The following is a 20,332-nucleotide window of genomic DNA, read 5'->3' as shown; positions in this document are numbered from 1 at the left end:
CCTTTTTAGTAAAGGGCTTTTTTGTTGCTATAATTTTAGGAAGGCTTTAGGACAGCATAAGATTTGCTGCTATCATAGGCATTATAGCTTAGTAGATTATTACTGTAGCTAAAACGATTTTTACGAACTGAATTTATAATGGATATGTTATGTCATTATTCCAACCTTTACCTAATTATACGGTGATAAGTCGAGATAAAGTATTAGATTTATCGCAGCCGTATATCATGGGTATTTTAAACGTTACACCAGATTCTTTTTCTGACGGCGGGCGGTTTAATGCTGTTGATAGCGCCCTTGCACATGCTACAGAAATGATTGCCGCAGGCGCAAGCATTATCGATATTGGTGGTGAATCTACCCGCCCAAACGCGCAACCCGTGGCGACTAGCGATGAGATACAGCGCGTTGTTCCAGTTGTCAAAGCAATTCGTCACCAGCTAGGTAATATAGGTAATGACATATGGTTATCAATTGATACCAGTAATCCGGCGGTTATGCAGGCAGCTTTTGACGTAGGCGCAGATATTTGGAATGATGTACGAGCGCTTAAGCGTGATGGCGCGGCGGCAATGGCAGCCACGCTTGATATTCCTGTCATGCTGATGCATATGCGCGGCGAGCCGACGACAATGAATAACCTTGCACAATATGACGATGTAATTGAAGAGGTCAGTGCCGAGCTGGCAGCCCGTATCGATGAGGTCACCAGTATTGGCGTTAAGCGTGAAAAGATTATTATTGATCCAGGTTTTGGCTTTGCTAAAGATTATGAGCATCATCGCGCTTTATTAAGCCAGCTGATACGATTGCAAGCACTTGGATTGCCAATGATGTTTGGTATTTCACGGAAGCGCTTTTTAGCCGAAGTGTTAAACAAGAGCGGAGTCGAAGCGGTTGCCACTACCCAAGCGCTAGAGCGTGACCCGGTTGGAACAGCTGCTGGCCTCTTTGCGCTGCAGCAGGGCGCTAGTATCATTCGCACGCATAATGTCGCTATGATGCAGCAAGCTGTGGCATTATGGCAGCAGTTATCGACTTATCATCAAGGCCTATAGGCTAATACATTTTTATAAAATGACTTTTTATAAACTGCTTTTTATAACCGATGTCTTTATAAGTACCGCTGAATTCTATTATTTATCAGCTTTATTATTTATCTAAACGGCTATTCGGTTAAATACCATCTAAACCTATGAGAATATTTTTATGACGATTAGCAATCAGCCAGAACCAAGCAATCAACCAGAGCCAACCCTTGAGCAACGCCGAATTATTTATCAAGCACGCCGCGGATTAAAAGAATTAGATTTTTATATTGACCCTTATATTAAAGAGCTATATTTAACCGCTGCCCCGCGTGAGCAGGCAACTTTTGCAGAAATGCTGACTCATGAAGACCCTGATTTATTGGATTATTTTACCAACCAAAGCCGTCCAGAAAATGAAGCCATATGGGATTTGGTCAATAAAATTAAAACATGGCGTCATAGTAAAAATTTAGTCTAATTCTTAAAGCTTTTGTTTTAAGCATACTTGGATATTCAACCATGATATCGCCAACCTCGCTACGTATTGATACTCCCATCAAGCCTGCAAGCTATTTGCGCCTATTATTTTATATACTGTTAGCGAGTGTAATGGTGATATTAGCTAGACTTGCGTTCTTGGCATTGTGGCAATATGTACTCATATTTGTGGTTACTGTCGCCGCGGTCAGCTACTTGGCGTTATCACGCCCGATATTATTGCATCTAAGCCAGCCGCCATTGGATAAAAGCGCTTATCAGCATTGGCAACTACTCATGCGTACTAGTCACGGTGATGCCCTATGGCAGGCGCAGCTTACTGCGGTCAGTAATTATCATTGGGTCATATGCTTTAGTTTTATGATCAAAGAGCCTTATCAGCGCCCTTTATCCGTGGCGGTATTTCGGGATCAAGTCAGCGCGGAACACTGGCGCCAATTAACAATTTTGGCGCATAGCATTTCTTATAAAACTGACTAAATAAACTTAGTCTCATATTTATGACTACCATTCCTTGCATCTATTTTCTTTTTAATCGCTAACGATCTACTACATCCCATAACAAAATGCCTATCTAGATAGCGAAAGAGATTTGCTATATTGCAAGAAAGCGTCAGTAGCTAATTTATTTTAGCACTTGTTTATAACGATTTATTTATAACTACTTGCCATATTTTTGGTAGATGGTTGTTTACATGGGCTAAGTGAATAAAAGCGTTTGAAGATAAATGTTTTATAATAAAAAGGAAGCGATTATGAGTTTATTAGGGAATTTAGTGAGTCAGGTTGCACGCAGTGCTATGGATCCAGAAGACGCACAGCGCAATCCCGTGAATCAACGCATTAACCCACGCCGTACTGGCGGATTGGGTGATATCTTGGGCGGCGTATTAGGCGGCGGTAATCAGAAGAGTGGTTACAATCCGCAGCAGTATGAGCGCCGCACCGATAACGGCTTTGGTTTAGACGATATCATTGGCGGTCTGACAGGCGCTAATCAGCGCGGTGGTGGTATGAGCTCAGGTAGAGGCGGACTTGGGGATATCTTAGGAAGTGTACTGGGTGGTCAAATGACTGGCGGTCAAACTTCTAGAAGTGGCTTTGGCGGTAAAGGTATGCTGATTGCTGCGCTTATGCCGATGGTGCTCAGCTGGATCAAACGTAATGGGGGCTTGAGTGGCGCCTTATCAAAGATTACCGGCATGGGTTATGACAATCAAGCGCGTTCTTGGATGAGCAATCAAGAAGCCAATGATAATTTAGATCCTAATGAAATTCACAATCTATTTGATGAAAGCGAAATCCAGCAGGTAGCCGCGCATACTGGCGCAAATGAGATGGAAGTACGTCAAGGTCTCGCTGAGCTGTTGCCTGAAGTGATGAATCAATTGACGCCCAATGGCAATTTGGATAATGAGCCTGAAGCCAATGAAGAGATTGATCAAATTATGAATCAATTATCGAGCCGCTTAGGAACGTTAAAATAAAGCGATATTAAAATAGAACGACGTTGAAATAAAATAGGGTTGCTAACTACTATTTAAGAATCTGTGTTTGAAAATTTTAGTAATAAAAAGAGTGCATGTGAATGTGCTCTTTTTTATTTGTCAAAGTAAGAAACTATTGAAGGGCGAACGTTTTAAGGAAAATAATTCTAAAAACGCTCATCCAAAGTCTCCAAGGTGTAATTTAGCGCCTCAAAGCAAATATCGGTATTAAAGCCGCGATATTGTAAAAACCGTAGCTGACGGGCTTTGTCTTTTGGTTCAGTGGGTATGTCATCGCCGTATTTTTTGGTACGTGCGCTTACTGCTAGTTTGAGCCAGTCAACACCATCGACCAGATTGTCCGCGCTATCCTCTATAAACTCGCTAAATTCTTCCGATTCTGCGTTGGCCATATCGATTAGCTCATCGATATTACTGGGCATAGCCATTTTTTTACGATAAAACTCCTGCCTAATACGCCCATGTCCGCGACCTTTACGGATATTTTCACGAATGAGCATAAGAGTGGTGCGGTAATCACTTTGATAGCCTTTCTCTTCAAACTCATCGAGTAGATCGTCGATTTTGTCTGGATCTTGCTCTTTATCGAGCAGTTTTTGCTTGAGCTCAGCCTTGCCGTATTCACGGCGCGATAAATAATAAAACGCTAGCCAACGTAAGCGGCTTTCGGCTTTAATGGCATCAATATCCGCTTGACGTTGTTCAGGAGTGCGTAAATACGCTTTGAGTGCAGAGGGTAGGTTATCGAGGTCTGCTTGATGGCTTTCAGCAAACTCTTTTTGATGTTTGTCACTGTTTATAGGATAATCATGAACGTTATTCTTAACTTCAGCGAGCATCTGCTTAATACTTTGAGCTTCTGGAGGCTGATAAACAGGCACGTCAATAGGCTCAGGGCTAAAATTCGCCGCTGGATGAAAACGCTTTTTACGTTTTTTGGATTTGGAAGGGTTTTTACTGGTAGAAGAATGAGCATCAACTGAATCTATCTCAAAGTTAGAATTGTCTTCACAATAATGGGTTGAATGCTTGCGCGTCTTAGCCGTTTTTCTAGGATTGTCTTGATAGGAGTGCTGAGAAGGTTTAGCAGATTCAGAGGATTTGATAGGTTTTTTAGATTTAGCATTAGGACTACTCGCTGAATCGGCTTCCGATTCAGCGAGTATTTCAGCTAAGGTTTTAATTTTCATAACAAGTCATGATCATTGATAACGGTGAATAATGAAGCTGTTATTGAACAGGTTCAGAAGCAAGTTCTACATCGGCTTCATTAGTATCTGTGGCTTTGGCTTCTTTTTTGGATCCAAGTTTTTCATCACGGATTTTGGCTTCGATTTCTTGTGCAATCGCAGGGTTTTCTTTTAGGAACAGTACCGAATTGGCTTTACCTTGGCCGATTTTTTCATCGCCATAGCTATACCAAGAGCCTGCTTTACCTACGGCACCAATCTCAACACCCAAGTCAATCACTTCGGCTAAGTGGTTGGTACCTTCACCATAAGTGATTTCAAACTCTGCTTGACGAAATGGAGGCGCCATCTTGTTTTTAATAACCTTGACACGAGTTTGATTACCGATAATTTCATCACCATTTTTTACTGCACCGATACGGCGGATATCCATACGTACTGAGGCGTAGAACTTAAGTGCGTTACCACCAGTCGTGGTCTCAGGGCTACCGAACATCACACCAATTTTCATACGGATTTGGTTAATAAATACCACCATACAATTTGAGCGTTTGGCGTTACCAGTAATTTTACGCAAAGCTTGGCTCATCAAACGTGCTTGCAGACCCATATGTGAGTCGCCCATCTCACCCTCAATCTCCGCGCGCGGCGTCAACGCAGCCACGGAATCAATGACAATCATATCAACTGCCCCTGAGCGTACCAACATATCGGTAATCTCAAGCGCTTGCTCACCGTTGTCAGGCTGAGAAAGTAGTAGGTCATCAGTGTTCACGCCAAGCTTGCGCGCATAAACTGGATCTAGTGCATGCTCAGCATCGATAAAGGCACAGACACCGCCTTGCTTTTGGCATTCTGCAATTGCTTGTAAGGTCATGGTCGTTTTACCCGAGCTTTCTGGACCGTAAATCTCAACGATACGACCTTTTGGTAAACCGCCAATCCCAAGCGCAATATCTAAACCCAATGAGCCTGTTGATACCACATCCACATCCATAATAGCTGAGTCATCGCCTAGGTGCATGATGGTGTTTTTACCAAACTGCTTTTCGATTTGACCAAGTGCGGCTTTGAGAGCTTTGGCTTTATTTTCGTCCATATAGGACTCCTTGTTATTAATAATAAGTGTAAATAATGAGTAAGGCTAATAAATGTACTGGTTATTTAGAACTATCCATCACAGACGCTTTGCTCAATGGGTTAGCTTACAGACTCAAACAGTAGTAAGAGATATTTTTAAACAAAGTCGAAGTGGTTAGAGATATTAGGTTGAAGACGGTGATATCGAATATATCACCCTACTATACAGTAAAATTCAATAATGAGAAAAGCAAAAAAAAGTTCATAATTTTTGCTATTAAATGAGCATAATAATAGCAGTAAGCTTAGTTAGCACGTGCTTTTCACGTGCTTTTTAAGCTATCCTATTTTATATCACTGTTGATTAGATAAGGCTATTATAACAAAATCCAAGGCCAATATTGACGGTGCTAAGAAGCTAAACGACAGTGAGTGTCGTATGGTGTTTTATAAGAATACTCATAAAATAAGCTTGGTTTTTCTCTTAGTTTCGAACTTTATAATAGGCTTATTTGTCAATAGATTTACGAGTTGTCCACAATAAAAAAACATTTTTATTTGGCGACTGTGAAACATCCTTAGCGATGAAATTAATTTGAAAAATATTAAAAATATATTATTTTTCTTTCAAATACAATTTAAGTTGTTGATTTACATAGCTTTAAAAATTGTACAAAAAATGAACGATTTTACCTAACCCTTTAAGCTACCTAGTAAAATGCTTGTCAAGTGGTGACTTATGCACAGGGTTATCCACAGCTTATGGGGAGAACTCATGAAGCCCTTGTACTACCAATGTTTGCGCAGATATAGAATATCGCCTGCAAGCCAAATATAGACTATTTCTGTTTTTGCAACTTTAAATTTAGGGATAAAATTACCGTCTAATGCCTATGTTTCACATATGGCTGGCGGGTATAGAGCTCGCATTTAAAGGCATTAATGATTTAAAAGTAGCTAGCACAGCGTGCGAAGCCTTATATATCAACAGATAAAGTAGGGCGGGATAGGTATTCAGCCACAAAAAAGCGGCTAAGTACATTATTAGTATCTTAGCCGCTATATAGCAACATCGCTAGGGTAATGCTATCGATATCAGTCTTTAATATAGATTAAATCCCAAACGCCATGTCCGCGCTCTAACCCTCGGCGCTCAAACTTGGTCATTGGACGAAAGTCAGGACGGTCAGTGAAATTACCTGCGCCTGCTTGATTGGTCAGGCCTACAAAACCATCCAGTACTTCAACCATCCAAAAGGCATAATGCTCCCAGTCAGTCGCCGTATGGAACCAGCCGCCTTGCTTTAAGCTGCGCGTGACAATCGCCATGCGCTCAGGGCTAACAAAACGGCGTTTATAATGGCGCTTTTTTTGCCACGGGTCAGGGAAGTAAAGCTGGATACGATCGATATGGTTTTCTGGTAACTGCTTAAGTAATTGGATAGCATCACCGTTAATGATTTTAACGTTGGTTAAACCTTGCGTACCTGCCATATAAGCACATTTACCGATACCTGGCTCATGGACTTCGACACCAACGAAATTGCGCGTCGGCTCCGCAGCAGCCATCTCGATAAATGAATCACCCAAGCCAAAACCAATCTCTACCGTAAGCGGCGCGTCACTGCCGTTAGAGCTATCTGCGAATAGCGCTCGCAAATCATCAATGCCATCAAGATTGCCATCACCGAAACTGTTATTGACTAGGTAATGCGCAAACTCTGGCGCAGTTAGTGCCAGTTCCGCATTTTTATTCATATGCGTACGGCGTTTCATAAAGGTATTAACGATACGAATGTGTTTACCCTCTGTAGGGTCAGTCTGGCTGCTAGCATCTGTATTCATGCTAGTGGCAGTATCAGTTGTAGCCTGAGTTGCAGGGTTCATAATGTTACTGTTATTAGGGTTTTGCTCATCAGTGGTATTAGCACCATTGATGTGGTCATTGATATTAGGATGTTGACTCATAGGATTAACAGGGCTTAATTAAGTGGGTAAATTTGCCTCATTATAAGTGAAATCGTGACCACTGTGAACGCACAATCCAATTTTAGCGAGTCTGCCATAACTTTCATCTATTCCTATGGCTTTTCTATGAAATGCAATGCCAGAAATCTATTTTTTCTATAGTCAGGTTTCATATATATGGGTTTTCTACGGAGGGCTTTTGGCGTTATCATATAATAAGTGATATTTAAAAGTAATTTTTAAACATAGCCATTTAGTAAAAATCTTTTAATGAAAAAAATTGCATAAAAAATATCTCATAAGAATCATTGCGTTAAAATTCCTACTTAATAACAAGTAAGGCTTACTATTATGTTATTTATCGAGACGGATTCGCCGCCCCCATTTTATCAAGAACAGCTCACGCCTGAAAAGCGTCAGCAGTTAGATAAATGGTTTATCAGTCAGCGTAGCCAGTCGTATTATCTTAAACGCTTTGAGGAGTTTGATAAGCAAGGTTATCTGTCGCCAAAATGGCACTGGGCGGCGTTTTTTGTCACTTTTCCTTGGCTGCTGTATCGTAAGCGTTATATGGATGCGATTGTTTATAGCGTCGCAGGCTGGTCATTTATCCAGCTTAATGTGGCGCTGGTATTGGTGGCGGTTGAGTTTGTCGCGATGCCGTATATTACCGATACTTATCAAATAGGCATACGTATCGCTATTGCGGCGCTGATTTGGCTATTTTGGTCATTTATGGTCGCACGCTGGACGGACGCTTATTATTACCGCATGGCACGGCGCGAGATTGCTGATGCTATCAATGATTATCCGCGCGATGAAGCAGCGCAAAAAGCACACTTGCAAAAAGAAGGCGGGGTCAGCTTATTTGGCTTAGGCTTAGGCTTTGGATTTTTTGCTTTTGCGTTAATGGTAATAAAGGTGCAGTTTTTACCCATTGTCGCTAAGCCCAAAGAAAATGAAGTGTTGTTTGACACCTACGATACCGCTAAAACAGCACAAAATCGTGTGGCGCTGACGTATCGGCAAACTGGGCAGTGTCCACTTAATCTGCCTTTAGATATGGGCACGCAGCAAGTAAATATTGCTGTCGATACCAAAGCTGCGGGCGTGGCAAACACCGATTGCGCAGTCATTGCCACCATTCAAAACGTTAAGTTTCCATTACGTTATTTAAATGAGCAGACGCTGGTTTTTTATCATGTGCCCGATAGCGATAATTGGCGCTGTATGACCTCGCTAAATAAAAGACAAGCGCCTCAAAGCTGTATTGAAGATTAATTGATTATTAAAAGTAAATAGTGGTTAGTTTTTAGAGTCAGCAGTCAGATCATCTTTTCCATCGGCGGGTGTTGATTGGCTTTTTAGCGCGTCATAAAAATCGCTTAAATCCATTTTGCGGGCTTTATCGATATCTTCATCAAATAAACTCTCAAGCTCCGCTATGGCTGATTGTGCCGATTCAATCATACTGGCTTCATCGTCATAAATCGCTTGCTGGCGTTCAATCAAGTCGTCGTCATAATCACGGAAGGTTTGGACGGTTTCGCGCGCTTTTTCCGGTGAGATACCGAGTAGCTGTAGCGATTCACGCGACATATCTAAAGACGATAAATAGGTCTCACGCCAAATATGACGTACACCGACTTCACGTAAACGGTAATAATGCTGGCGGTCACGGGCGCGCGCTAAGACAATCATATCGGGATAGTTTTTACGCAAATATTGAGCGGTAGTAATAGAGCGCTCCACATCGTCAATGGCGAGAATAAAGACGCGTGCTTTTTTGATACCAGCGGCGCGTAGTATCTCAGGGTTTTTTGGATCGCCATAATAGACTTGGTTACCAAATTTACGCACGAAATCGACACGATTTGCCGAGCGCTCAATCGCCGTAAATTCGATATTATGCATACGCAGTACCCGACCGATAATCTGACCGACACGCCCAAAACCGGCAATAATCACCTGATGCTCATCGTCGGGAATCGTATCGTATTCGCGGCTTGGTTTGCTTTTAGCAAATAGTGGCTCACCGATTTTTTCTAATAGTAAAAATGCCAGTGGCGTGAGTGCCATGGATATGGTGACGATAAGGTTTAGCGTATTAGCGAGTTCAGGGAGCAAGACATTCTGCGCTGTCGCCACACTGAATAACACAAAGGCAAATTCACCACCTTGCGCAAGGGTGACGCCCAATCGAATACTGGTCGGCCAGCGATTACCAGATACTTTTGCAATAGCGGTAATAACACCAAATTTAATCATCATCAACGCCATAGCACAGCCGATGATAAAAATAGGCTTTGCTAAGATGAGTTTGACATCGGTGAGCATACCGACCGACATAAAGAACAGTCCTAGTAGTAGCCCTTTAAATGGCTCGATACTGGCTTCCAATTCGTGACGATACTCAGAATCCGCTAACAAAACCCCAGTTAAAAATGCACCCAATGCCATCGATAGACCAATTTGCCCCATCAAAATAGACACGCCCATGACGATAAATAGGGCGACGGCGGTTAAGAGTTCTGATGCGCCACTAGATGCCACAAATTTAAAGAAAGGTCGGATGATGTAGCGGCTGGCAAAGATAAGCCCGGCAAAAACCGCGAAAACCTTACCAAAATAAATCAAATCGTAGCTTTGTTGGCGTACCCCTGACAAAAACGGAATGACCGCTAACAAAGGAATAACAGCAATATCTTGGAATAATAAAATCGTAAAGGCTTCGCGGCCATGAGTACTAGAAAGCTGCTGTTTTTCCGTCAGGATTTGCAGCACAAAAGCAGTCGATGACAGTGCAAGACCGAAACCAACGATAAAAGCGGTATCGAGCGGCAAGGCAAAAAACTGGTGCAACAGCCACATTAATAGCGTACCAGTCAAACCAACTTGTAAGCCACCAAGGACAAATATTGAACGCCGCAGTGCCCATAAGCGCGAGGGTTGCAGCTCAAGGCCAATGATGAACAACAGCATGACCACGCCGAACTCAGAAAAATGTAATAAGCTTTCCGCATCGCCTGCGACATCTAAACCACTGGGGCCTAATATCAGACCAGTAATCAAATACCCTAACACCGTCGCAATACCGAAACGCTTGCCCAGTGGTACAAACAGCAGCGCTGCTCCCAAGAAAATCGTAGCTTGTAACATTAAATTTGGTGAGCCGGCGGCGGCAGCGAGCATCTGGAATCCTTAGCAGTAAAGATAAAATAAGCAGTAAAACAAGGTAAGCTTCAGTAAAAAAAGGTAGGCCAATAAGCAAAAACATTTTTGCAGGTTTAATTTTTACGATAAATCTTCCACACCCCATTATCTGCCAGCGCATTGCTATAAGCATCGTTACGGCGCTTACGCGGAGTCTGGCGGCTATCGACAATTTTAAAATCGGGCAGGGCATGAACGATAAGCCCAGTGCGATAAAAGCGCACGCGCTCAGGCTCTAGCATCTCACCTTTGTTATCACGGCAAAATACATACGCGCGCAAATCGATAAATTCACGATGTGCTACCAAACGCGCCTCATCATCATTATCAAATACGGCGCTCATACGCGCAATTTCATCAGCGCTGTAATTGCCACATTTATCAGTAAGCGCACCGATCGACCCAAAGCTTTTGGATTCTTTAGCCCGGGTCTTGGTCAGATGTAGCCTTTGCACATGATAGATAAATTGCGGTATCTCAAGGCTGGCTGGTAGCGGCAGATAATCGGGCGGTAGATTAGCCGCCGGATAAAACGCCATAGCGCGCTCAAGCAGATTATGCCAACGCTGCTGATAGGCTTGGACTTCGGCTAAATTACCTTCATAAATCGGCATATCACGAATTTGACGCAAAATATCAGGCGGAAACTGCTCATCTCGAAAGCTGGCAATATCTTCTTGCAACGTTGATAGTAATGCTTTGGCATGTTTTTTACCCTCGCTTGAGATAGGGTCATCAATGTAGCTTGGAGCAACGAAAGGAGCTGAGCGTCTCGACATGGCAGAAGGTCATCAATTGGTTATGAATAAGAGTTTTAAGCCTTAAGTATACAGAATTTAGATGAAAGATATGGCGACGCGGCAAAATTTCCCATGATTTTTTAACATCCCATTACAATGATAAAAACCCGCGTGATATAAGCTTATTTAAAATTAGACATTTTTAATTATCTTTTTTAAGTTTCTTTATTAAGAGCTATTTTTGTGAATAATGGCTCAAAATATTCTCCCAATCATAATGACTGGCGCAGCTTATTAATAAATTTTGGCAAAATAATCTTAAGGATTATCTGTGCAGGACTGGCGCTGTTATTTGGGTTTTGGTTGTTGCTTGCTTCCAATATGGGACCTGCTTATCTGCCAAACATTATGGATGGCGCGCTAGATTTTTGGATTCGCATGACGTTCTTAGGGTTGGGATTAGGTATTTGGCTAATAACAGCACTTTGGATAATTTGGCTGGTACTGCGTTATGGCCAGCACTTTATAAAGAGTTAAGAGTTAATTGATAAAACGTCGCTCATAACTGACAACCAAATAGGCGACGTCTTAATTGATAATTGCATGAAGGATAGCGTTTTAACATTTGGTTTTAATGTCTGATGATTCATACTTTATTGTTAATGCCATATGCTTAATGGTTGTGACCAATATGGTTATTGCCCTCGACAGCATGCTGTGAGATATCACAAACTAAGGCATCGCTATGGGTCTTGGTTTGTGGGTGCGCTAAGCTTTCAACCTGAATGGTCGCGTGGTGAATATCAAGTTCAAGGAGGCTTTTCTCTAAATTGGTAATCAAGATACTGGATTCATAAATGCTCATTTCACCATCAACGACCACATGGCAAGATAGGGCGTTGAGACCACTGGTGATACTCCAAACATGCAGGTCATGGACTTGTCGCACTTGCGGATGGGTAAGCAGTTTGTCCTCGACCTCCACCAGTGATATTCCCTCTGGTGTGCCTTCCATCAAGATATGTACCGAATCACGGACGACGCGGTAACCACTAAACAAAATCAATATGGCGACAATTACCGAGGCCGCCGCATCCGCCCAAACCCAGCCGAAGCTCATCATCAAAAGCGCGGCAACGATAGCGGCAACCGAACCCATTAAGTCACTTAATACATGCAAATAAGCACTTTGCATATTCAGGTTGACCGGTGCTTTACCCTCATTTTTTCCTTGACTATCCTTGTTACTGCCTGCATGACTGTGACCATGTGCATCTGTGCCACGACTGCCACGGTGCATCAGCCAAGCGACCAAAATGTTGACCAACATACCAATGGTGGCAACGATAAGCATGCCTTGGGTCGCAATCTCAGGCGGCGAATTGAAGCGCTTAATTGCCTCATAAAAAATCATGATGGCAATAATAACCAACGTCGCACCATTGACCGTCGCCACTAAAATCTCAAAGCGTTTATAACCAAAGGTTTTTTGATGGGTGGCTGCTTTTTCACCAATTTTAAATGCCATTAACGTCGCGCCAAGGGCCACCGCGTCACTGAGCATATGACCAGCATCAGACAGTAGCGCCAAACTACCAGTGAGCCAGCCGCCGATGGCTTCGACAAACATATAGATAGTAATAATGATAAAACTAAACAACAAAGTACGCTGATAGCCTTTGGTATCGCGTGGTGCAACCGTCTGTTCTAGGTGTTCATCGTGGTCGTGATTGTCTTGATTGTCATCAGTATAACTGTCTTTAGTATAATGACCTTCTGCATCCTTTTGACCGTGCTTATGGTTATCAACCGCAGCATTCTCATGAGAATGGTCATGTTTTTCAGGATTTGGATGGTTTTGATTCATAACAACACTCAGGATGATAAAAGGTGAAATGGATGGTTTATAAAGCCGTGCTTGCTGTATACAAACAAGAAAGATATAAAGAATTTAGCACATTTAATAAATGCTTGCTGTATCTAGGCGGTAAACGATGAATGACCTATTTTGAATAGCGTTCTTTAGTAACGGCGAGTTATAGAGGAGTAGTTGGGCTTATAAAGAGTAATAGTTGGAAGTTACCAGCCAACAGGATCAATATCCAAGGTCAGCTTAAGATATTTGGCGCTTGGCAGAGCAAGGACGGGTTGCCACCAATGATTTAATACTCGATGCAATTGCTGTCTGTCTTTGCCTAACAGCAGCAATTGCACATGGTAGCGACTGTTCTTTTTACTCATCGGCGCATCGATAGGACCGAGGACAGCAAGATTATGCCCGTTTGGTAAAATAGCAATCGCATCTTTAAGCGCTTGCGTCGTGGCGGCGAGAGTCTTGCCTTCACAGCGTATGAGGGCAGCATAACTATGCGGTGGCAAGCCCATCATTTTACGTTCTTGCAATAGCTCGCGAGCAAATGACAGATAACCATCTTTTACCAATTTTAATAACAGCTCATTATCGGGTTGCAGCGTTTGAATCAGTACGCGCCCCGATTTATCACCGCGACCGGCACGTCCTGCTACTTGAATCATTAATTGTGCGGTATGCTCTGGCGAGCGGAAATCGGCGGATAAAAAACCACGATCAGCATTGGGTAAACAAACCAAGGTAACATTAGGGAAATGATGACCTTTGGCGACCATTTGCGTACCGACTAAGATGGCAGGCTTGCCTTCATTGATACGCTGATAGATATTTTCCCAGCTGTCTTTACGTCTGGTGGTATCGCGATCGATTTGGATAATGGGGTACAGCGCTTTACTGGTTTGCGGATTGGCAAAGATAGCATGCAGGTTTTCGCTAAGCCTTGTAGTACCCATTCCTTTGGCATCCAAATTTTGACTGCCACAATCAGAGCAAACCGTTGGAATATAAGCTTGCCAATCGCAGTGGTGGCATTTTAAATATGAGCTGCTTGAATAGGAATTAGATTGCGATTTGCTATTATAATGAACCGTTAAATGCGCGTCACAGCGTGGACAATCTGCTTGCCAGCCGCAAGCTTCGCATAGCAAAACTGGCGCATAGCCACGGCGATTTAAAAATATTAATACTTGATCGCCCGCTTCTAGCGTTTGCCGTATTGCGCCAATCAGCGCATCAGTCAGACCGGTATCATAGCGTGCGCCTTCGTCCGTCGTTTGTTGATGGGTACTTTGCAAGCGTGCATCAATCAGCTGCATGCTGGCAAGCTTGGCATTACCGGGGCGAGTTTGCAGTTGACACTCTACCAGCTTGCCATCATCGACCAGTTTTAAATGCTCAAGAGACGGGGTAGCGGTACCAAGTACGACAGGGATATTGGCTTGTAATCCACGATAAAGCGCCACGTCGGCGGCATGATAGCGCAACGTATCTTGCTGCTTATAAGAGCCATCATGCGCTTCATCCACGACAATTAAGCCCAAATCTGCAAAGGGATATAGTACCGCTGAGCGCGTTCCAATGATAATTTGCGCATGACCGGTACGGCAGTCTTGCCAACCTTGCAAGCGATGGGTATTGTTCATACCGGAATGTAGCAAGACAATATGAGCGGCAAAGCGACTGGCAAAACGCGCGCGTGTTTGCGGCGTCAGTCCAATCTCTGGCACTAATATCAATACTTGCTTGCCGGCTTCTAAGACTGCTTGCATCGCCTGCAAGTAGACTTCGGTCTTACCACTACCGGTAATACCGTTTAATAAAAATCCCGTGTAGCGCTTATCTTCATGAGCAGCAATAATCGCGGTAACGGCAAGCTCTTGCTCTTCATTAAGCTCAAGTGGCATGGTTGCCAATTTGACAGGAGCAGGTGCTTGTTTGTTTTGAATATAGCGCTCGATAAGTCCTTTTTCTTCTAACGCTTTTAAAAAACTGCGCTGCATCCCTTCTAACAGCAAAATATCTTCACTCGCACCGTGTTCGCCATGCAGTTTAAGCATATCAAATTGTTGCTTCTGCTTTTTTGCATTGGCACGAAAATCGTCGTCGCTTACATGCGGCAAAATTCGCCAATGGGTAATCAGTAAATCCAGCGGCTTACCTTGACGCACGAGAGTTGGCAACATCACCGCTAAGACGTCGCCTAGCGGGTAGTGATAATAACGCGCCAACCACTGTGCCAGCTTTAGCATACTGGCATCCAAAATAGGCTCAGCATCTAAGCATTTATTAATAGATTTAAGCTTATTGAGAGGTACATCGCTATCTGCTGCAGCAATATGAGCAATAACGATACCGATTAAGGTTTGACGACCAAAGGAGACTTCGACACGGCTACCGATAGGCGGTATGTGAGGTGAAGCGCCATTTGGCAAGGGACTCATATCTGCCGGCAAGCTATAGTCAAATACCCGATAAAGGGGCACGGGTAGCGCAACTTGTAGCAACATAAAAGGGCTTCACAGTCTTATCAGATGAATAAGGAATAGCAATAAAAGGGAAAACATAAACAGATGGAAACTAATAAGCCTAGCATGATGCTAAGCTTATTATGATTTCACGTAAAACAGTAGGGCTTAATGAAGCTCAATAGCTGTCTTATTCAATATACATAATAGATTCGATTTCAACCACACCGCCTTTAGGTAGCGCGGCGACTTGTACGGCTGCGCGGGCAGGGTATGGCTCGCTTAAGTTAGCGACGAATACTTCGTTTAACGCCGCAAAGTCATTTAAGTCGGTTAAAGAGACGTTGAATTTGACCACATCATTTAAGCTGCCGCCAGCTGCTTCACAAATGGCTTTGATGTTTGCAAATACTTGCTTCGCTTGTGCTTCAAAGCCTTCTTTTAACTCCATAGTATCAGGGTCAAAACCCAACTGACCTGAAATATAAACAGTATTACCCACTTTTACTGCTTGTGAATAGGTGCCAACGGCGGCTGGAGCTTTATCGGTTTGAATAGTTTGACGAGTCATATGATATCCTTATGATATTCTTTAATGTTTATTTGATTGAAAAGTTAGCAATAACTTTTAGGCTGCGTTAAACGCTTAAAATTAAATACATAGGCTGAAGCCTAACGTTTAAAAGGTATAGATAAAAGATATAGATTAGATTTTAACATTTATTTTAACTGCTTTTATAATTGATATAGCCGGATAATATTAGGGAATCCGAGTAGCGAGCGGAGTTCACGAATACCTTGCGCTAAATGATTGCGACTACGTACCACGATATGAATAATAGTATCGCTGCTACGCACATCGACCTTTTCAACCCCGATATTTAACTGGCGCAAATGATAAATCACTTCGCTGATTTGCTCATCGCTTAAGGCGATTGAGAGCTTAAGATAAGCGGGGAAACGAACTTTACTACCATGTTCTTCTGAGTTGCTCTGCTTAATTGCTTTATCATTGCGCCAGCGTAATTGGATAACCTGATAAGGATTGTCTTTACGGATATCGTCTAATGAAAAGCATTTATGTCGATGGACAACCAAACCATGACGGGATAAATGGCCGACGATAGGGTCGCCATAAATGGGGTGACAGCAATTGGCAAAATCAAGCTCGACGCCTGAGGCATTGACAATCAGTTGCTGCGGTTGGGTCATATCATCAACGCTTTCTTGCGATTGAATATCACAAACTTCATCGCTAAACAAACGCGTAACTACTAATTGTGGCAGGAGCGTACCTGAGCTTATCTGTTCAAATAGCGCAGATTTTTCAGTCAGTCCGCGCCATTCGATGAGGTTTTTCCAATCACTCTCACTTAAATCATCGAGGCTTTTCTGATACGTTTTTAATGCTCTATCTAAGGCTTGCATGCCATGATGCTGCTTATCGGCGGCAGATAAGTCTTTAAACCAGCGTAGAATTTCTACGCGGGCTTTATTGGTGACTACAAAGCCTAGCCATTCAGCTTTTGGCTCAGAGTGGCTATTGACTTCAATTTCGACCAACTGTCCGTTTTTCAATACCGTACCGAGTTTTGCGTGTTTATTATCAACATTGGCACCGACGGCGACATTGCCGACCATAGGCCCTACGGCGTAGGCAAAGTCTAGCGCGGTTGCGCCCTGTGGTAGCTCATAAGCGCGCCCTTGTGGACTGTAGCAGATGATTTTACTCGAGTGCAGATAATCCATAAGCTCATTAATGGTGGAGACCGCCGCTGAAAAGTCGGGGCTATCTTCATTTAAACTGTCTTCATCGTCGACCAAGTCTTTCATATTACGTAATGACGCTTGAATGACCGATTGACTGACGTCGGAGGCATGTTCTGCACCAATAACGCCAAGCCTCGCGGCGTTCTGCATTTGCTTAGTTAAAATGGTGACTTTAACAAAGTCATTATCGCGCTCATAGATAAGGGTCAGCGACTGATTGCCACCGGGCAGCGGCCGGCGAATATTATCAGCGATATGACTGTCATCAATCTGATATTTTTTAATCAGATAATAAGCAAGCTTGTCACAGGCTTCGATATTATCAAGCACAATCTCAAACGCATAGTGGCGCAGTAACGCATTGATTTCACCGCGATTACGGAAAAACTGCCGGAAGATAACGACGCGATTATCTAAGACTTTAACCATGCCATTAAGATCAAGATTATTAAGAACAATACTTAAATAACGATGAATGGCTTCTCTTTGAAAATTACGCCCAAGCCCATGTTGTAGTAGCTTATCAGAGATCTTGTTATACATTTCAGAATCAAGGTTACGATAACAAAGCACTTCGATATAGTCGGCAATGTCATTGAGACCCATTAAGCGTGCAAAGGGCACATAAAAATCCAAGGTTTCTTGTGCGGTAGTGCGCTGTTTTTCAGGACGTACCGCATCCAAAGTCGACATATTATGCAAGCGGTCAGATAGTTTGATAATCAGTACACGCGGGTCGGCGAGGGTGGCCGTCAAGATTTTATGAAATGTAGCCGCTTTATTTTCTTGTTTATTATGGGTTGATGATTTTAATTTGGTGACGCCATCGACCAGTCTTGCCACTATTTTGCCATAACGCTGCTCAATCTGCTCCGCCGTGACCTCGGTATCTTCGACCGTATCATGGAGAATTGCCGCAATAATGGTATCGCGATCCAAGCGAAAACCTGCCAATATTTCGGCAACGGCAATCGGATGAGTGATATAAGGCTCCCCTGATTTACGCTTGTCTTTGATATGCGCAATATCACCGAACTCACAGGCATCAATAATATCACTACGTTCAGCCGCAGTGAGATAACCTACTGAGCGCAGCAGATTATATTGAGCGTCATCGACTAAATGATGACTGAGTTTGGGTAAGGTTTGACTCATAAAGCGGCGATCCTATTTTCCAATACCTATTTGCCAGTTCAGGAGGATTTGTCGATGCAAGACAGTTTATCGGTGCTGGACTGTTTGGGTAAATGGTGACTGAATGAATGCTGACTGACCTAAGCTACAAAAGCTTAAAAGCAAAAAATGGGCAGACCACCCTCTAATTAATCGTAAATCGCCTTCAATGTCAACTGCTAAGCGAGTAGGCTATGCAAAAATTAAGAAATTCCCACTGAATGGTAGGAATTTCGCTATAAGCGGTCGTTAAAACTGCTCATTGCTTAGTTTTTGCTCGCTTTTTGCTCGGTATTTATACTCAATACTTATACAGTGCTATAGTTTGCTATTCTCATTCTTGTCAGGTTTACGAGTATTATAAATAATAATAGCGTTACAACCAAAAAACCACAGCCTATGCTGTGGTTATTATTTATCAAAAATGTCATCACTTAGAAAAGTGGTCAAGCAAACTAAAACCTAAAAGTGATATTTTAAAAAGCTTGATTATAAAAGGATATTAAAAACCATGATCGCCTGATAAAGCTAAATCTAAGGAGTTTGTCGCAAAGTTGTGATCTGGTTGGTTTAAAATATCACGGGTAATTTTGCCCGCCGCGATTTCACGCAATGCCAACACAGTAGGCTTGTCGTTATCAACGTCAACCAACGGTTCAGCGATACCTTTGGCTAACTGACGGGCGCGTTTGCTTGCGACCAATACCAGCTCAAAGCGATTATCAACATTATCCAAACAATCTTCAATCGTCACTCGTGCCATAAATAGCTACCTCGGTTGTTTTTATTAGTCACGGAGCTTGCCCGCCACTCAATAAAAATAATATCAAAAATACAAAAGGGGGATAGTTAGTCATTATAGCATTTTTTGCTTGGCCGCGTGGTTGCTTTTTATATCTGCTGCTAGTTATATTGAAGGCGACGCGTCCAATACTTAGATGAGAGGGCGGATAATGCCACTTTAACCTTTAAGCGTTTTTCCAACTACTCTTCTACTTTAGGATTGAGTAAGTTGGTAATGGTGCGATGATAACGCTGCTGTTGGCGTTTAAGGGTCTGTCTGTCAGCAACGATAATGGCTTTTAGCTCAGTCAAGGCCACTTCAAAATTGTCATTAATAATGACAAAATCAAAATGCACATATTGCGCCATCTCAGTGACTGCACCAGACAGACGCTGCTCGATGACTTCTAGCGTATCTTGCGCGCGCGTAGATAGACGTTGACGTAAGGTGGCGATACTTGGCGGCAAGATAAAAATCATCGTCGCATCGGTGAAGATTTTTTTCACTTGCAGCGCCCCTTGCCAATCAATCTCTAGGATCACATCAACGCCAGCTTCCAGTTGCGTACGAACACTTTGCTCTGAGGTGCCATAATAATTGCCAAACACTTCGGCATGTTCTAAAAACTTGCCTTCACCGATAGCCGTGACAAACTTATTAACGTCGGTAAAATGGTAATGATGACCATCAATCTCACCTGGACGCGGTGCGCGCGTGGTGTGCGATACGCTAACCGTCAAGTCATTGGTAGTGGCCAATAATTGCTTTACCAGTGAAGTCTTGCCTGTACCCGAGGCGGCAGTAATAATAAATAATGAACCTGTCATACAGTATTCCCTAATGAAGTGTTTTCTAATGGAGTCTGCTCTGATGCTATGTATTCTAATGAAGCATTTATTAACAAAATATGAGCTGGCAAAATTTATTCTATATTGCTAATAAAAGACCCAAAACTATTTCAGTAAATGACTAAAAACTGGTAAAAAGAAAAAACGCCATCAAGTATGGCGCTAGAGATTTTTATTGATTGTTAATAGATGCC

17 protein-coding genes are annotated in these 20,332 nt (G+C 42.8%); 6 read left to right on the top strand and 11 right to left on the bottom strand.

Annotation, left to right across the window (positions count from 1 at the left end):
* Positions 1–149 precede the first annotated feature (149 nt).
* From folP to AC2FA3_RS01080, 4 genes are all read left to right on the top strand, one after another.
* The gene (gene folP / locus AC2FA3_RS01095) at positions 150–1,058 is read left to right on the top strand and encodes a dihydropteroate synthase (RefSeq protein ID WP_490507926.1); all 909 of its coding nucleotides are present in this window, start codon (positions 150–152) and stop codon (positions 1,056–1,058) included.
* 151 nt (positions 1,059–1,209) lie between these two features.
* On the top strand, positions 1,210–1,509 hold the full coding sequence (locus AC2FA3_RS01090; RefSeq protein WP_490507925.1) for an FAD assembly factor SdhE: 300 nt from the start codon (positions 1,210–1,212) through the stop codon (positions 1,507–1,509).
* A gap of 41 nt (positions 1,510–1,550) precedes the next feature.
* Positions 1,551–2,009: a hypothetical protein gene (locus tag AC2FA3_RS01085; protein ID WP_490507924.1), complete on the top strand. Its 459-nt coding sequence runs from the start codon at positions 1,551–1,553 to the stop codon at positions 2,007–2,009.
* A 275-nt stretch (positions 2,010–2,284) separates the two neighbouring features.
* Entirely contained in the window at positions 2,285–3,016 is a 732-nt protein-coding gene (locus AC2FA3_RS01080; RefSeq protein WP_490507923.1) for a YidB family protein, read from the top strand.
* 167 nt (positions 3,017–3,183) lie between these two features.
* On the opposite strand, the gene AC2FA3_RS01075 is transcribed toward AC2FA3_RS01080, so the two are convergent.
* The 3 genes from AC2FA3_RS01075 to trmB form a co-directional block, all read right to left on the bottom strand.
* Positions 3,184–4,227: a regulatory protein RecX gene (locus tag AC2FA3_RS01075; protein ID WP_490507922.1), complete on the bottom strand. Its 1,044-nt coding sequence runs from the start codon at positions 4,225–4,227 to the stop codon at positions 3,184–3,186.
* Positions 4,228–4,267: 40 nt separating this feature from the next.
* Positions 4,268–5,326, bottom strand: coding sequence for a recombinase RecA (gene recA / locus AC2FA3_RS01070; RefSeq protein ID WP_490507921.1), 1,059 nt, complete (start codon positions 5,324–5,326; stop codon positions 4,268–4,270).
* A gap of 1,076 nt (positions 5,327–6,402) precedes the next feature.
* On the bottom strand, positions 6,403–7,275 hold the full coding sequence (trmB, locus tag AC2FA3_RS01065; RefSeq protein ID WP_490507920.1) for a tRNA (guanosine(46)-N7)-methyltransferase TrmB: 873 nt from the start codon (positions 7,273–7,275) through the stop codon (positions 6,403–6,405).
* A gap of 351 nt (positions 7,276–7,626) precedes the next feature.
* Between trmB and AC2FA3_RS01060 the strand changes: the two genes are divergently transcribed.
* Positions 7,627–8,556, top strand: coding sequence for a DUF2628 domain-containing protein (locus AC2FA3_RS01060; RefSeq protein WP_490507919.1), 930 nt, complete (start codon positions 7,627–7,629; stop codon positions 8,554–8,556).
* Between the two features lie 24 nt (positions 8,557–8,580).
* Here the strand turns inward: AC2FA3_RS01060 and AC2FA3_RS01055 are convergent, their stop codons facing one another.
* The gene (locus AC2FA3_RS01055) at positions 8,581–10,467 is read right to left on the bottom strand and encodes a monovalent cation:proton antiporter-2 (CPA2) family protein (protein ID WP_490507918.1); all 1,887 of its coding nucleotides are present in this window, start codon (positions 10,465–10,467) and stop codon (positions 8,581–8,583) included.
* A gap of 95 nt (positions 10,468–10,562) precedes the next feature.
* The gene (locus AC2FA3_RS01050; RefSeq protein ID WP_490507917.1) at positions 10,563–11,267 is read right to left on the bottom strand and encodes a hypothetical protein; all 705 of its coding nucleotides are present in this window, start codon (positions 11,265–11,267) and stop codon (positions 10,563–10,565) included.
* A gap of 204 nt (positions 11,268–11,471) precedes the next feature.
* Between AC2FA3_RS01050 and AC2FA3_RS01045 the strand changes: the two genes are divergently transcribed.
* A complete protein-coding gene (locus AC2FA3_RS01045; protein ID WP_490507916.1) occupies positions 11,472–11,765 on the top strand; it encodes an Asp23/Gls24 family envelope stress response protein in 294 nt (97 codons plus the stop codon).
* A gap of 136 nt (positions 11,766–11,901) precedes the next feature.
* Here the strand turns inward: AC2FA3_RS01045 and AC2FA3_RS01040 are convergent, their stop codons facing one another.
* From AC2FA3_RS01040 to gmk, 6 genes are all read right to left on the bottom strand, one after another.
* Entirely contained in the window at positions 11,902–13,095 is a 1,194-nt protein-coding gene (locus tag AC2FA3_RS01040) for a cation diffusion facilitator family transporter (RefSeq protein WP_490507915.1), read from the bottom strand.
* A gap of 212 nt (positions 13,096–13,307) precedes the next feature.
* Positions 13,308–15,605, bottom strand: a complete 2,298-nt coding sequence (locus AC2FA3_RS01035; protein WP_490507914.1) for a primosomal protein N' — start codon at positions 15,603–15,605, stop codon at positions 13,308–13,310.
* 148 nt (positions 15,606–15,753) lie between these two features.
* Positions 15,754–16,134, bottom strand: a complete 381-nt coding sequence (locus tag AC2FA3_RS01030) for a RidA family protein (RefSeq protein WP_144296647.1) — start codon at positions 16,132–16,134, stop codon at positions 15,754–15,756.
* Positions 16,135–16,298: 164 nt separating this feature from the next.
* Complete coding sequence (locus tag AC2FA3_RS01025) at positions 16,299–18,488, bottom strand: RelA/SpoT family protein (RefSeq protein WP_490507913.1); 2,190 nt, start codon at positions 18,486–18,488, stop codon at positions 16,299–16,301.
* A 520-nt stretch (positions 18,489–19,008) separates the two neighbouring features.
* Positions 19,009–19,269, bottom strand: coding sequence for a DNA-directed RNA polymerase subunit omega (gene rpoZ / locus AC2FA3_RS01020; RefSeq protein ID WP_201544652.1), 261 nt, complete (start codon positions 19,267–19,269; stop codon positions 19,009–19,011).
* Positions 19,270–19,490: 221 nt separating this feature from the next.
* Complete coding sequence (gmk, locus tag AC2FA3_RS01015) at positions 19,491–20,117, bottom strand: guanylate kinase (RefSeq protein ID WP_201544653.1); 627 nt, start codon at positions 20,115–20,117, stop codon at positions 19,491–19,493.
* Between the last annotated feature and the right edge of the window lie 215 nt (positions 20,118–20,332).

This window comes from Janibacter sp. CoH_79_TC_3 (assembly GCF_058197955.1).
Note: the sequence above shows the minus strand (reverse complement) of the source record. Positions and strands in the feature narration are given on the sequence as shown.